The organism is Rhodococcus sp. Leaf225, from assembly GCF_001426145.1.
Taxonomy (GTDB): domain Bacteria; phylum Actinomycetota; class Actinomycetes; order Mycobacteriales; family Mycobacteriaceae; genus Rhodococcoides.
Genome location: NZ_LMRN01000025.1, coordinates 76,111 through 89,399, shown reverse-complemented (window position 1 = coordinate 89,399; position 13,289 = coordinate 76,111). Strand labels below are relative to the sequence as shown.

Below are 13,289 nucleotides of genomic sequence, written 5' to 3'. Positions count from 1 at the left end.
ACGACCTGCTCTCACAGACCCAGCGCGGTGACCACTGCCAGCAGGACGACGACGACGGGCAGGACGACGAGCCGGCCTGCGGCACCGGGAAGCACGTCCCGGTCCATGCCGTCGACGAGTCGGGAATGGGTCCTCGTCGAGAAGGCGACGGTCGTCACGGGGAGCACGGCACACAGCCCTGCGAGTGCCACCAGCGGTGGATGATCCCGCACCGCACGAGCCACGATCAGAGCCGTGACCGCGATCGTCAGTGCCGTCCGGACGCGGGCGAGCGTGGTGCGCTCGGCCTGCAGGCCCGGTGCCTCCGTCACAGGTACAGCCCCACCGCGAACGCCACCACGGCGATCACCAGACCCCCCGCGAGCAGCGCCGCCGCAGCGGGGAGAGGCAGTGACGCCCGCCGGCGCATGGCCGTCTCGATACGGATCCAGCGCACGAACGACCCGACGGCCAGAACCGCCGCGAGAGTGAGCAGCCCCAGCACGAGGGTGGTTCTCAGCCACGGAGGCAGCAGATCCCCACCGAACGCCTCGAGTGCCGCGGCCGTGGCCACGAGGCCGAGTGACGTCCTGATCCACGCCAGGAACGTCCGCTCGTTCGCGAGCGTGAATCTCGGATCGGGGTCACTGCCGTCGCGCAGTCCGGTCGGCCACAGTCGCACGGCACCCACTCTCGTCGGCGACGGCCCGCAGGGCCACAGCGGGTGTCAGCGGTTGGGGTGCCAGCGCTCGTAGGCGCGGCGTTCCGCCTCGTCCCGCGCGACCTTCTTCGGGTTCTGCAGGTCCGGCGACAACCCGTGCGCTTTGAGACGACGGCGACGGTTGGGTTCCATGTACGCGGCGGCGTAGAACAGCGCGAGCAGTACCGCCAGCAGGATCATCGCGCCGCGCAGCCACAACTCACCGGGGAACAGCAGGAACGCCGCGAAGATGGGGAGAAACGGCACCATGCTGCGCAGCAGATGACGCGCAACCGCACGATCACCGATCAGGTCCTCACGCACCCAGGCCTGCATGGACAGGGGCAACGTGCGGCCGAACGAATAACCGATCCACTGCAGCGGCCCCGGGCGAGTCCTGCTCATCGTGTGCTCCTCCGCTCGGTCGACAGTGCACCGGCCGCGATGGCCGCGGTGTTGATCCGGGTGAGCACCGCGTGAAGTTGTTCGAGCTCGCTCACGTCGACACCCAGAGATTCGATGACGGCGCCCGGTATGGACTCCGCCGAACCTCGCAACTGTCGCCCCTCGTCGGTCAGGTCGATCACCAGCCTGCGCTCGTCGGTGTCGCTCCGGCGCCGGGTCAGCAGACCGTCGGCGTCGAGCCGCTTGAGCAGCGGCGTCAGCGAGGCGGGTTCGAGTTGCAGAGCCGACGCGATCTCCCCCGCCGACATCGGTGCCCGCTCCCAGAGGGCGAGCATGACGAGGTACTGCGGGTGCGTCAGTCCGAGCGGTTCGAGAATCGGCCGGTAGACCGAGAGCACCGCGCGGTTGGTGACGGCCAGGGCGAAACACACCTGACGGTCGAGCGCGAGGGGGTCGGTGGTGGTCACGGTTCCATCGTACGCTGATAGTGAGAGTGCGTACTGTTCGATGGCTCACGGTTGGCTGGGCGGGGTGCTGTCGGTCGGGGGGTGGGCGCTGTGGGCTATGCGGTAGGCGATGCACACCCCTTACTGCAGGTGAACACCCACTCCGGCCGACTGAACGGGGTGCACGGCGCTGGGGCCTGTGCGGGTCGGGTGCGGCGCTGATAGCGGACGCGCGGCCCCCGAGAGGGAGGCCACGATTCGGGCGGATGGGTCGGGCACCTGCGATGTGCACACCTTCCTGCAGGCGAACACCCACTGCGGCCGGTTGGACGGGGCGCATGGCGCTGGAACCCGTGCGGGTCGAACGACGGCGGTGATCGTGGACGGTCACCCCCGCAGAGCGGTGGCAGAAGTCCACGATTCGGGCGAACGGGTTGGGCACCGGGGGATGTGCACCCCTTCCTGCAGGTGAACACCCATTTCAGCCAGTTGAACGGGGTGCACGACGCTGAAACCTGTGCGCGTGGTGCCGGCAACGCGTGCCGACACCACGCGAGATGATCAGGGTGTGGGGGCCTCGCACTCGGCCGGTGCGGGAGCACCCTCGGGCGCCGGAGCGCCCGGCGCTGCGCCCGGACCCTTACCTGCAGGCCCGTGACCGGCCGGACCACCATGGCCGGGGCCCGCCGGGCCACTGTCAGGACCGCAACCGGGCGCAGGCGGAGCCGGCGCGCCCTCAGGCGGGGTCGGGGCGCCCTCGGGAGGAGTCGGAGCATCCTCACCCGCAGCAGGCGGAGTGGGAGCACCCTCGGGCGGAGTCGGAGCATCCTCACCCGCAGCAGGCGGGGTCGGAGCACCCTCGGGCGGGGTCGGAGCACCCTCGGGCGGGGTTGGCGCACCCTCGGGCGGGGTTGGCGCACCCTCGGGCGGAGTCGGTGCACCCTCGGGCGGGGCCGGAGGCGTCGCGCACGTCGCACCGGCGTCGGGTGCCGCAGCGTCGGGTGCGGGCGCCGAGGCGTCGGGCGCCGCGCTCTCGGAGACCGGGGGCGCCTCGCCCGGGCCGTCGGCGGACGCGGTTCCCACCGCTCCGAGGAGCAGCCCACCGGCGAGCACTGCTCCGGCGATCAGTCGGCCTGTCCTGACACGCATGACTCTTGTCGACATTGTCGTCCTCATCTCTCGTCGGCACCGGGCGGCGCCGTTCGTGAGGTCGACACTCGATCGTGGACCTGAAGCCTGCCTGAAGTCGCGGCGATCAGGGCCTCGTCTTCAGCAAGTCTTCAGCTCGGGACCCGCATAGTGGTGTCGTGACCGAACGGCGAGCAGCAGCGACCCCGAGAATCCTCGTGATCGAGGACAACGAGACGTTGCGGCTGTCCGTGTCCACCGCGATCGCCGACCTGGGTGCCGACGTCCGGTCCGACGCGGACGGTTCCGCGTTCGAGGCCGCGCTCGCGAACCATCGACCCCACCTCGTGGTCCTGGACATCATGCTTCCCGGCCGGGACGGACTCGAGCTCCTGCGGGTCGCGCGCCGCAGCAGCGACGCGGCGGTGCTGATGCTCACGGCGCGCGACTCGGTGTCCGACCGCGTCACCGGGCTCACCGCCGGCGCAGACGACTATCTGGTGAAACCGTTCGCGATGGCGGAGCTCCTCGCCCGCGTCACCGCGGTGCTCCGACGACACGGCGCGGTCGCCACCTCGATCGAGTGCGGAGACGTGTCGGTGGACACCGAATCGGGCGACGCCAGTCGGGGCGGCAACGCCCTCAACCTGACGGCCACGGAGTGGAAGCTGTTGTCCTACCTCGCAGCTCAGCGCGGGCGAACGGTGTCCAAGACCCAGATCCTGACGCAGGTGTGGGGGTACGACGCATACGACGAGAACCTCGTCGAGGTCCACATCAGCGCGCTGCGTCGCAAGCTCGAGGAGTTCGGCCCCCGCATCCTCCACACCCGGCGCGGCATCGGCTACGTGTTGGCCGCCGACACCGTGAGTCCGACGGCATGACGACCCCACCCCGTCGCGGTCTCCGCACCGGATCTCTGCGCCTGCGATTGCTGGTGTCGGTGATGTCGGTGGTGCTCGTCCTGCTCGTCGGCATCGTCGTGGCGACGACGGTGTTGCTGCAACGCCAGCTCGAGGCCTCGGCGGGAGACAGCCTCGCCGGCCGCACCGCCACCGCGCAGCAACTGCTGGACAACGGTGCCGATCCCACCGAGATCGTCTCCGCCACACAGGGAGAGAACGTGGCGGCGCAACTGGTGACGACGGACGGCCGTATCGTCGGCGACCTCGCGCTCCGAGCGACGACACCGCCGCCCGCACTACGCCCCCCGACGACGCCGGGAGACGGTCCCCCGCCGGGACCCCCACCGGGCCCGGAGGAGACGAGGCCGACGCGGGTCTCGACGACGACCCTGACCGACGGATCGGTTCTCACGGTCGCCGTCGACACGTCCTCGATCGACGCGGTGCAGCGGCAGCTGCTCGTGGTGCTGATTCCGTTGGTGCTCGTCGCGTCGGCGGTGGCGGCACTGCTCATGGCGGTGGTCGTCGGCGCATCGCTCCGACCGTTGCGCAGCATGACGGCACTGGCCCGCTCGATCACCCGGGGTAATCGCGGTGATCGACTCGCTCCCACCCGGTCGGACACCGAGCTGGGTGAGACCGCAACGGCATTCGACGAGATGCTCGACGAGCTCGAAGGAGCCGAGGCGCGCGAGCGTGCCACCGCCGATCGCACACGGCAGTTCGTCGACGATGCTGCTCACGATCTGAGAACGCCGGTCGCCGGGATCTCCGCCGCCGCCGAGACACTGCTGCGGGGCGGCGTCGACACCGAGCGCGACGTGCGGGAACGACTGCTGGCGTCGATGATTCGTGAATCACGCCGCGCATCCCGGCTGATCGACGATCTGCTGATGTCGGCGCGCACCGACGACGACGTGGAGTTGGATCGGCATGACCACGACCTTCTCGCTCTGGCCCGTGCCGACGCCGACCGGGCGCGGCTGCTCGCACCGGACTCGACCGTCGTGGTGACCGGCGAGAGCGTGGTTGCGCCGGTCGACGCCGCACGACTCGCTCGAATCCTGGCCAACCTCACCGACAACGCGTTGCGCCACGGACCGCCGGACGGCGTCGTCACCGTCGACGTGCGCGACGCCGGTACCACCGCGACGATCCGGGTGTCCGACGAAGGACCGGGCATCGGCGCTCAGGATCGTGAGCGGATCTTCGACCGGATGGTGCGGCTGGACAGCGCTCGCACCTCGGAGGGATCGGGACTCGGCCTCACCATCGCCCGAACCTACGCGCGGGCCCACGGCGGCGACGTCGTGTACGACGGCACCGCCTTCGTCCTCAGTGTGCCTCGGTGACCGACTGCTCTGTGGGGGAACGGGTTCCGAGCACCACCCCGCCGAGGCCGATGATCGCGCTGACGAGCATGGTGACGGCCATCGGCACCGCGGTGCCTTCGCCGCCGAGTCCCACCAGCGGCGAGATGACCGCGGCGAGGCCGAACTGGGCCGCGCCCATGACGGCCGATCCCGTGCCCGCGGCCCGGCGCGCCTCTCCCAGTGCGAGAGTCGTCGCGTTGGCGATCACCAGACCCAGGCTGGCGACGGCGAACCACAGCAGTACCAGGGTCGCCCACAGGTAGGGCCCGACCACCGCGTCGACGACGAGCAGTGCCGAGAACGCGACCATCGAGACGAGACCGATGCGCAACAGCGCTTCCGGACGGACGCGGTCGACGAGCTTGGCGTTGGCACCACTGGTGACGACGATGCCGAGTGCGTTGGCCGTGAAGGCGATGGAGTACCACGTGGTCGAGAGCCCGTGCACCTCCTGCAGCACGAAGGGCGATGCAGAGATGTAGGCGAACATGACGCCGAAGCCGAAGGCGAACGCGCCCGCATAGCCCAGGAATCGCTTGTTGGACAGCACCTCCCGTGCGTCCGCGATCATAGTGGAGAGTCCGCCCGTGCTGCGGAGCTCGGCGGGATGACTCTCCGGCAGGAGTGCGAGCACACCCACGAACATCAGGACGGACACACCGGCGAGCACCCAGAAGACGCCGCGCCACCCTGTCAGACCGATGACCGCACCGCCGAGCAGCGGGGCGATGACGGGAGCGACTCCGTTGACCAGCACGAGGAGGCTGAACAGTTTCGCGGCCGCCGCGCCGCGTGCACGGTCACTGATGACGGCGCGGGAGAGAACGACGCCGGCGGCGCCGGTGAAGCCCTGGAAGAACCGGAACACGGTGAGCCACTCGACGGTCGGAGACCACGCGCACAGGATGGTCGCGATGATGGACACGAAAGTGCCCACGAGGAGCAAGGGGCGTCGACCGAAGCGGTCGGACAGCGGCCCGATCACCAGGTTGCCGATCGCGAGACCGACGAGAAACGTCGTGAGGGTCAGCTGGATCGCCGTGGCGCTGACACCGAACTCCTCGGCCATGCGGGGGAATGCCGGCAGATACATGTCGATGGACAGGGGCGCGACGGCGGCAAGGAGCGCCAGCATCGCGATCACGCCGGACGCCACCGGCCGCGCGGCGGTCGAGTCGACGGTGTCGCCGGACCGAGTGTCGACGCTCATCGGGTGGCCTCCGTATTGGATATAACTTTATACATACTCACATGAGTAGAATGTCAGCCATGGCGTCTGGAAGTCCAGTGAGCGAGTCCGATGTGATCGACATCGCCCGCGAGGTGCGGGCTCTCGTGTGGTCGCTGCGCCGATTCGGCGAACGACAGTCCGGACTGCCCGCCCTCCCCCATTCCGAACTCGAGGTTCTGCGTGTGGTGGTCAGCCACGAAGGGACCACCGTCTCGGACGTCGCCCGCATGCTGGGCCTGCACAGCAGCAACGTCAGCACGACGGTGCGACGTCTGATCGACAAGGGGCTGCTCGCGCGGGACACCGATCCCGGTGACAGACGGTCGAGTCGGCTGCATTCCACCGCCACGGCACGTCGACACGGTGAGATGATCGACGACGTGTGGATCGACGCCGTCGGACGCCGACTCGCGGCCATGTCAGCGGAGGATGCGGCTCTGCTCACCCGTGCCGCGCCGCTCCTCGCGCACCTCACGTCCATGCCGACCGAACCCTGACGACTCCGCGGGGCGACCGAACCGTCATAGTGACGCCATGCTGATGTCGCTCCGCCTGCTCCGACAGATGGCGCCGTGGCGCACGGGACGCGGGCCGGTACGGGTCGACCCGACCCGTACGTGGTTCCGCGTCGCACCGTCCGATCTGGACGTGCTGATGCACATGAACAACGGTCGATACCTGTCCGTCCTCGACGCGGGTCGAGTCGACATGTTCGTGCGCGGTGGCCTGTGGCGAGCCCTGCGTGGACGCGGGTGGCATCCCGTCGTCGCGTCACAGACCATCACGTACGTCCGCTCCCTCACCCTGTGGACGAAGTTCTCGGTGTCCACCCGCTTCCTCGGTGTCGACGCGAAGAACGCCTATCTCGAACAGATCTTCGACGTCGACGGACGTGTCCACGCGACCGCGATCGTCGCCCTCAGGTTTCTCGACGACAGCGGATCCTCGGTACCGACCGACGACATCGTCGCCCTGTTCGACGGCGATGCAGCCCCACTTCGCCGCCCGGACGCAGAGATTCCGCTCGGCAGACGCACTCAGCATCTCGTGGTCGCCGCATTCGAGGACGTCTGACCCTTCCGGGCGCGCATGCTCCTATATGGTCTCCTTCGAACCGCATCTGCGGCGAAAGGAGCCGACATGGTGACGACGAGGATCGCAGTGCTGGGGTGCGCGGCGGTGGTGGCACTGTCGCTCACGGGGTGCTCCTCGCCCGGACCGGCCGAAGACGGCATCACCGTGTTCGCTGCCGCGTCGCTGAAGGCGTCGTTCACCGAGCTGGGTGAGCAGTTCGAGCAGACCCGCCCGGGTACCGCCGTGACGTTCACGTTCGCGGGGTCGTCCGATCTGGTGTCCCAGTTGTCGCAGGGTGCGCCCGGGGACGTTCTGGCCTCGGCGGACACGATCACCATGGACAAGGCACGGGACGCCGAGTTGATCGACGGTGACCCGGTCACGTTCGCGACCAACACTCTGACGATCGTCACTCCGCCGGGCAACCCCGCCGGGATCGGCTCGTTCTCGGACCTGGCGACGTCCGGGGCCACGGTCGTCGTGTGCGCGCCGCAGGTTCCGTGCGGTGCCGCCACCGAGAAGATCGAGACGACCGCCGGGGTGAGCCTCACCCCTGCCAGCGAGGAATCGTCCGTGACGGACGTTCTGGGCAAGGTCACGTCCGGTCAGGCCGATGCCGGCCTGGTCTACGTCACCGACGCGGCCGGCGCCGGTGACGCCGTCGTCACCGTGCCGTTCCCGGAGGCGTCGGGCGCGGTGAACTCCTATCCCATCGCCGCACTGGCCGACTCCGGCGCACCGGACATCGCGAGCGCCTTCGTCGACTTCGTCTCCGGTCCCGACGGACGGAAGGTGCTGGCCGACGCCGGGTTCGGCGCGCCCTGAGAGACCGCCGGTGCGCCGAGGATCCGCCGCCACGGGGGAATCTTTCCCGCGCGGACGGGGTTGGCCGAACGAGACGTTCGTTGCACGACCGAAGGAGAAGCACGTGAAGATCGGCATCATCGGAGCAGGCGACATCGGCGGAACCCTGACCCGACGGCTGCGCGCCGTGGGCCACGAGGTTGCCGTCGCCAACTCTCGGGATCCGGAGACCCTCGCGGATCTGGCGTCCGAGACCGGCGCCACCGCGGTCTGGGCGAAGGACGCCGCGACCGACGCGGATCTCGTCATCGTCAGCATCCCGCAGAAGAACACGCCGGACCTCGCGTCCGGCATCCTCTCGGCCCGCAAGCCCGGTGCTCCGGTGATCGAGACGAACAACTACTACCCGCAGCAGCGGGACGGCAAGATCGACGCGATCGAGGACGGCACACCGGAGAGCGTGTGGGTCTCGGAACTGCTGGGCGAGCCGGTCGTGAAGGCATTCAACGGAATCTGGTGGAAGCACCTCCTGAACAAGGGCGTCCCGGCCGGCACCGAGGGCCGCATCGCGCTGCCGATCGCCGGCGACGATGCCGACGCCAAGAAGATCGTGTCCGCCGTCATCGACGAGATCGGCTTCGACGTCGTCGACGCCGGATCGTTGGCCGACTCCTGGCGCCAGCAGCCGGGTACACCCGTGTACGGCAAGGACTTCGGAGTCGACGCGACGGTCGATGCGCTGGCGCAGGCAACCCCGGAACGCACCGCGGAGTGGAAGGCCTGACACCCCTCAGGTGGTGAGCACCGCGTCGTAGGCCCAGTAGGCGCCGAACAGCGCACCCGCCACCGCGGCGGCACCGAGTCCCGCACGGACTCGTGTCGCCGCGGTGCGGCAACACGCCGGCACGAGGATGCCCGCCAGCGCGGCTTCCACGAACCAGTGCGGACCGCCGACCACGACGGTCCCGTACACGGCCTCACCGAGCACGATCCCCGCCACGACCACCGTCCCGCTCACACGGCGGTCACGCCCGACAGCAGCACCGGCTGCGCCGCACACCGCCCCCGCACCGAGTCCGACGAGGACGAGGACGAGGACGAAGACCAGCACTTCCCGCACGGTGATCACGTTCGGCGACAGCAGGATCCACACCAGGACGAGCGCGAGCATCGACGCGACTCCGACTGCCACACCGCGTCCGTGCGGCGACCGGGCCGCCACCGCGAACGGCACCAAGCCCCACAGCGCACTCGTGTTCACGAGCGCATCCCACGGCGGCGGCACGATGGTGAACAGAACCACGAGGGCCACACCCGCAGCGGACCCGAGCGCGGCCGCCGCGACGAGACGTCGTGCGCCGATCAGCGCCCCGTCCACCGGGGTTCGCGCTTCTCCATGAACGCCATGATCCCCTCGACCGTGTCGGAGGACGTGGACAACTGCGTGAGCGCGCGGTCGGTCTCCTCCCATGCGGCCGCTTCGGACGGGATGCGCCCGTCGACGATGCCCCGGGCGATGACCTTGCTGGCGCGAATCGCGAGAGGCGCTCCCGCCGCGATGGTCTCCGCCAACCGAAGCGCCGTGTCGAGAACGGCGTCCGGTTCCACCACACGATTGACGAGTCCCCACCGCGCCGCGTCGTCCGCACTCATGGGCTCACCGGTGAGGATCAGTTCCATCGCGATCGCTCGCGGGATCGCGTCGACCAGCCGGAAGAGTCCGCCCGCTCCCGCGATCAGCCCGCGATGCACCTCGGGAAGCCCGAATCGTGCAGTGGTGGAGGCGATCACGACATCACCGGACAGTGCGATCTCGGTCCCACCGCCGAGTGCGTTCCCGGTGACCGCGACGACGATCGGCGTGGAGATCGGGTGCCTGGTGACGCCGGCGAAGCCCCAGTGCGCCGTCTCCGGAGGGGTCACACCGTCGGGACCCCGCGTGCCGAGTGCCTTCAGATCGGCTCCGCCGCAGAAGGTGCCGGAGCCCGCCGCCGTGAGGACGACGGCACGGATCGACTCGTCGCCGTCCGCCAGTTCCCACGCCTCGCCCAGCAGGGTGTGCACCTCTGCGTTCACGCTGTTGGCCGCGGCGGGGCGGTTCAACGTCACCAGCAGCACGTGTCCGCGGCGTTCCGTGAGAACCACGTCCTGATCGCTCATGCCCGTACTCCCCTGCCGTTCGCCGTGATCGAGTCGAGGGTGATGTCCAGGTTCCCGCCCTCGTCCACCACGTCGATCGTGAGGCCGACCGGTGAGACGTCGCGGTCGGTGACCACTCGATGAAGCGCCGCCGCGGCGTCCGCCCCGGTACGACCGGCGATGCGGTCACCCTCGGGTGTGCGGGCGATGACGAGCGCCTGTTCCGGTTCCCCGCCGCGCCCGAACATGACAGTCGCCGTCTCGACGATCGCGCGACCGCTGTGGCCGTGCGTCACGGGTACCGCTGTCGCCGACACGCTCACCGCATCGGGGTTCCCGACGTATCCGGCCTCGTGCGGATCGGTCGACAACAGGATGGTGTGCTGGTGGGTGAGGTAGCCGCCGTTCGCATGCACCATCGCGATCGCCGGAGCGCGTCCGCCGCGGGACTGTCGCAGCAGCCGGGTCGATTCCGCGACCGCGTGCAACGAGTAGCTGCTGAGCGGCCCACCGAAGAACGAGTGGCCGCCCAGGACCGTGGGAGTGGCATCCGACGACAGTCCCAGCTCGTCCATCAACAGGAGAGGGACGACGGGAAAGCAGCTGTAGGCATCGACGAAGGTGAGATCGGCACCCGCGACACCCGCCGCGGCGAGGGTGGTGCGCACCGCCGCTCGGAGCGCCGGTGAATGATCGAAGGTGCTGCGCGCCATGATGTCCGGGGCATCGGACGCACCGGCGCCGCCCCACAGGTACACGATGCGGTCCTCGTCCACCCCGGCCGCGCGCGCTGCCGCCAGCGAACACACCAGCACCGCAGCGGCCTGGTCGACGAACGGCATGGCGTTCATGGCGAGGGGATAGCAGTCGGACACCGCGCGGTTCGACGCGTCCACGCCGGCGATGTCGTCGGGCGACCGCTCGACCGGACTCCACGCGACCGGATGTCGCGCCGCGACAGCGGAGAACCGCGAGTACAGCTCTGCCGACGCCGTCAATGACTCGCTGGGTCGCAGACCGAGACGGTCGGCCCGAGCGCGGTCGAACAGCGGATAGATCTGGACGGGGGCGAGGATGCCCGCTCGCTGCATCTCGGCGCTGCCGAGGTCGTCCGGTGCGAAGGTCGGCGGGCCGCCCGGTGCGACGGCCCAGCCGAGCTCGACGGGATCCGTTCCGGCTTTCGTCAGTGCTCGCACGGATGCCTGCGTCTCGCCGCCGACGACGAGTGCCACGGAGCTGCGACCGGCGGCGATGTCGTGCCCCACTCGGTCCATCAGGCGCGCGGGGTGGTGACCGCCGATGGTGCTGGTGGACCGCGTCGGCGCGGATGCCCCCAGCCGTGCTGCGATCAGAGCCGGGAGATCGTCGTAGTTCCAGCTCGTCGTGCGCACGGCGTGGATCGCGTCCACCGCGGCGCCGAGCGCCGACGTTCCGCTGTCGTCGAGCGCAGCACGGACCGCGCGCAGCACGAGCTCCATCGGCTCCACGGGGTCGGCCGCAGCGCCGGCGCTGCCGGACACGACATCGCCCACGCCCACGACGACCGGGATGCGGTCTGCTTCCTGTGACATGGGATCACCTTATTACAGACACCAGTTGTCTGTAATCTGATGGCATGGAGTCGACCGACGGCACGGCGCGACGGGGGCGGCCACGCGACCCCGCCATGGAATCGCGGGTGTACGACGCCGTCGTGGACGTGTACTGGCGCACCGGGTGGGCGGGATTCACCATCGATGCCGTCGCCAAGAGCGGTGGCGTGGGCCGCGCGGCGATCTACCGTCGGTGGCCCACCAAGGAGGCACTCCTCACCGGGGCTCTGGAGACCGTGCTCCCCCTCGTCGACCCCATCGACACCGGCACCCTGACAGGCGATCTCACGGAACTGGCTCGTCAACTCCTGCGGGGCTACCGAGACTCCTCGGGGCTCATCGCCGTGCGCGTGGCCCTCGACGCCCGCGTGTATCCCGATCTGCTCGAGGCGCTGACCGCCACCATCAGCACGAGCAGATTCGTCGCGACCCGAGACATCGTCCGCCGCGCCGTGTCCCGCGGCGAGTTACCGGAACACGTGCGGACCACACTGCTGCTCGAGATGCTCACGGGCGCCGTTCTGAGCCGAGTGTTGTTCGCACACGATGCGACCGAGGCGCCGTCCGCCGCCACCGCGGACGACGCGTACATCGACGGACTGGTCGACGCGGTGCTGGCGAGCGTGCGCCGCTAGCGCGTCGACTCGGGAGCGGACGACTGCCCGCGCGCCCTGTCCTCGTACGCGCGACGCCGTTCCGCGTCCACGTCGCCGAGGAAGATCTGCTCGGATCCGAAACGGCGACTGACGAACTCACCGAGTCGGCGCGGCATGAAGCGCTGGCTGACGACGATCGCGCCGGCCGAGGCCGGGATGCGCACCTTGGGTCGCGGCTTCTCGACGAGCCGGACCACCGCCTGCGCGATGTCCTCGGGTTCGGCCTTCTTCATGAAGGGCACGTCTCTCGTTCCCGCCGTGAGTTCGGTGTTGACGAACCACGGCAGGACCAGGGAGAACTCGACGCCCGAGGATCGGTACTCCACCCTCGCCGCCTCGGTGAACGCGATGACCGCAGACTTGCTGGCGCAGTAGGTGGCCAGGCCTGGCGCCACCGTCTCACCCGCCATCGAGGCGATGGAGACGACGTGTCCGCGCCGTCTCGGCACCATGCGGTGCAGCGCCGACTTAGTGCCGATGATGACGCCGTGCACGTTCACGTCCATGATCCGGCGTGCCACCGCGTCCGGCTCGTCCGTCAGCGCCCCGACCGGCATGATTCCGGCGTTGTTGACCAGGACGTCGACCGGGCCCAGCTCACGCTCGACGCGGTCGAGGAAGGCGTCGAAGGACGCCGGGTCCGTGACGTCCAGTGCTCCGTGCAGGTGCACCCGCGCGGACTCGGCCCCGGCGGCGAGGGCGTCCGCGTCCACGTCCCCGATCGCCACCCTGGCGCCGGCGGCGACGAGCGCGCGCGCCGTCGCGAGGCCGATTCCCCGTGCGCCACCGGTGATGGCGATGACTCGTCCGTGCAGTGATCCCGTCATCGTCTTATTACAGACACGCAGTGTCCGCAA

The 13,289-nt window shown here is 69.6% G+C and carries 17 protein-coding genes; 7 read left to right on the top strand and 10 right to left on the bottom strand.

The features are described 5' to 3' along the window. Positions 1 to 11: 11 nt before the first annotated feature. The 5 genes from ASG69_RS22790 to ASG69_RS22585 form a co-directional block, all read right to left on the bottom strand. Entirely contained in the window at positions 12 to 311 is a 300-nt protein-coding gene (locus ASG69_RS22790) for a DUF202 domain-containing protein (RefSeq protein ID WP_056443211.1), read from the bottom strand. Next, the gene (locus tag ASG69_RS18690) at positions 308 to 661 is read right to left on the bottom strand and encodes a YidH family protein (RefSeq protein WP_231476430.1); all 354 of its coding nucleotides are present in this window, start codon (positions 659 to 661) and stop codon (positions 308 to 310) included. The genes ASG69_RS22790 and ASG69_RS18690 overlap by 4 nt, the downstream gene beginning before the upstream one ends. Positions 662 to 706: 45 nt before the next feature. Then, the gene (locus ASG69_RS18685) at positions 707 to 1,084 is read right to left on the bottom strand and encodes a DUF5313 family protein (RefSeq protein WP_027506594.1); all 378 of its coding nucleotides are present in this window, start codon (positions 1,082 to 1,084) and stop codon (positions 707 to 709) included. Next, complete coding sequence (locus ASG69_RS18680; RefSeq protein ID WP_056443208.1) at positions 1,081 to 1,551, bottom strand: MarR family winged helix-turn-helix transcriptional regulator; 471 nt, start codon at positions 1,549 to 1,551, stop codon at positions 1,081 to 1,083. Before ASG69_RS18680 ends, ASG69_RS18685 begins: the two co-directional genes overlap by 4 nt. A gap of 540 nt (positions 1,552 to 2,091) precedes the next feature. Next, the gene (locus ASG69_RS22585) at positions 2,092 to 2,679 is read right to left on the bottom strand and encodes a hypothetical protein (RefSeq protein ID WP_156380583.1); all 588 of its coding nucleotides are present in this window, start codon (positions 2,677 to 2,679) and stop codon (positions 2,092 to 2,094) included. 158 nt (positions 2,680 to 2,837) lie between these two features. Here ASG69_RS22585 and ASG69_RS18675 point away from each other — a divergent pair, with 158 nt between their 5' ends. After that, on the top strand, positions 2,838 to 3,542 hold the full coding sequence (locus tag ASG69_RS18675) for a response regulator transcription factor (RefSeq protein WP_056443205.1): 705 nt from the start codon (positions 2,838 to 2,840) through the stop codon (positions 3,540 to 3,542). After that, positions 3,539 to 4,915, top strand: a complete 1,377-nt coding sequence (locus tag ASG69_RS18670) for a HAMP domain-containing sensor histidine kinase (protein WP_027506591.1) — start codon at positions 3,539 to 3,541, stop codon at positions 4,913 to 4,915. The genes ASG69_RS18675 and ASG69_RS18670 overlap by 4 nt, the downstream gene beginning before the upstream one ends. Here ASG69_RS18670 and ASG69_RS18665 read toward each other — a convergent pair. Then, positions 4,899 to 6,146 carry a multidrug effflux MFS transporter gene (locus ASG69_RS18665; protein WP_082544391.1) on the bottom strand — a complete coding sequence of 416 codons (1,248 nt, stop codon included), beginning with the start codon at positions 6,144 to 6,146 and terminating at the stop codon, positions 4,899 to 4,901. The two genes, ASG69_RS18670 and ASG69_RS18665, sit on opposite strands and share 17 nt — an antisense overlap. A 77-nt stretch (positions 6,147 to 6,223) precedes the next feature. Here ASG69_RS18665 and ASG69_RS18660 point away from each other — a divergent pair, with 77 nt between their 5' ends. The 4 genes from ASG69_RS18660 (at position 6,224) to ASG69_RS18645 (ending at position 8,829) form a co-directional block, all read left to right on the top strand. Then, positions 6,224 to 6,664: a MarR family winged helix-turn-helix transcriptional regulator gene (locus tag ASG69_RS18660; protein ID WP_027506590.1), complete on the top strand. Its 441-nt coding sequence runs from the start codon at positions 6,224 to 6,226 to the stop codon at positions 6,662 to 6,664. 37 nt (positions 6,665 to 6,701) lie between these two features. After that, positions 6,702 to 7,241, top strand: coding sequence for a thioesterase family protein (locus tag ASG69_RS18655; protein ID WP_051613550.1), 540 nt, complete (start codon positions 6,702 to 6,704; stop codon positions 7,239 to 7,241). Positions 7,242 to 7,307: 66 nt separating this feature from the next. Beyond that, positions 7,308 to 8,066 carry a molybdate ABC transporter substrate-binding protein gene (gene modA / locus ASG69_RS18650; RefSeq protein WP_056443201.1) on the top strand — a complete coding sequence of 253 codons (759 nt, stop codon included), beginning with the start codon at positions 7,308 to 7,310 and terminating at the stop codon, positions 8,064 to 8,066. A 10-nt stretch (positions 8,067 to 8,076) separates the two neighbouring features. Next, on the top strand, positions 8,077 to 8,829 hold the full coding sequence (locus ASG69_RS18645; protein WP_081821384.1) for an NADPH-dependent F420 reductase: 753 nt from the start codon (positions 8,077 to 8,079) through the stop codon (positions 8,827 to 8,829). 6 nt (positions 8,830 to 8,835) lie between these two features. Here ASG69_RS18645 and ASG69_RS22580 read toward each other — a convergent pair whose 3' ends face one another. Genes ASG69_RS22580 through ASG69_RS18630 form a run of 3 tightly spaced genes read right to left on the bottom strand, consistent with a single transcriptional unit; the run spans position 8,836 to position 11,755 of the window. Beyond that, the gene (locus tag ASG69_RS22580) at positions 8,836 to 9,423 is read right to left on the bottom strand and encodes a DUF6518 family protein (protein ID WP_056443198.1); all 588 of its coding nucleotides are present in this window, start codon (positions 9,421 to 9,423) and stop codon (positions 8,836 to 8,838) included. Then, positions 9,408 to 10,205: an enoyl-CoA hydratase-related protein gene (locus ASG69_RS18635; protein WP_056443195.1), complete on the bottom strand. Its 798-nt coding sequence runs from the start codon at positions 10,203 to 10,205 to the stop codon at positions 9,408 to 9,410. The genes ASG69_RS22580 and ASG69_RS18635 overlap by 16 nt, the downstream gene beginning before the upstream one ends. Then, complete coding sequence (locus ASG69_RS18630; protein WP_056443191.1) at positions 10,202 to 11,755, bottom strand: thiolase C-terminal domain-containing protein; 1,554 nt, start codon at positions 11,753 to 11,755, stop codon at positions 10,202 to 10,204. Before ASG69_RS18630 ends, ASG69_RS18635 begins: the two co-directional genes overlap by 4 nt. A 44-nt stretch (positions 11,756 to 11,799) precedes the next feature. Between ASG69_RS18630 and ASG69_RS18625 the strand changes: the two genes are divergently transcribed. Beyond that, complete coding sequence (locus ASG69_RS18625; RefSeq protein ID WP_056443188.1) at positions 11,800 to 12,411, top strand: TetR/AcrR family transcriptional regulator; 612 nt, start codon at positions 11,800 to 11,802, stop codon at positions 12,409 to 12,411. Here the strand turns inward: ASG69_RS18625 and ASG69_RS18620 are convergent. Then, positions 12,408 to 13,259 carry an SDR family oxidoreductase gene (locus ASG69_RS18620; RefSeq protein WP_056443186.1) on the bottom strand — a complete coding sequence of 284 codons (852 nt, stop codon included), beginning with the start codon at positions 13,257 to 13,259 and terminating at the stop codon, positions 12,408 to 12,410. The two genes, ASG69_RS18625 and ASG69_RS18620, sit on opposite strands and share 4 nt — an antisense overlap. Between the last annotated feature and the right edge of the window lie 30 nt (positions 13,260 to 13,289).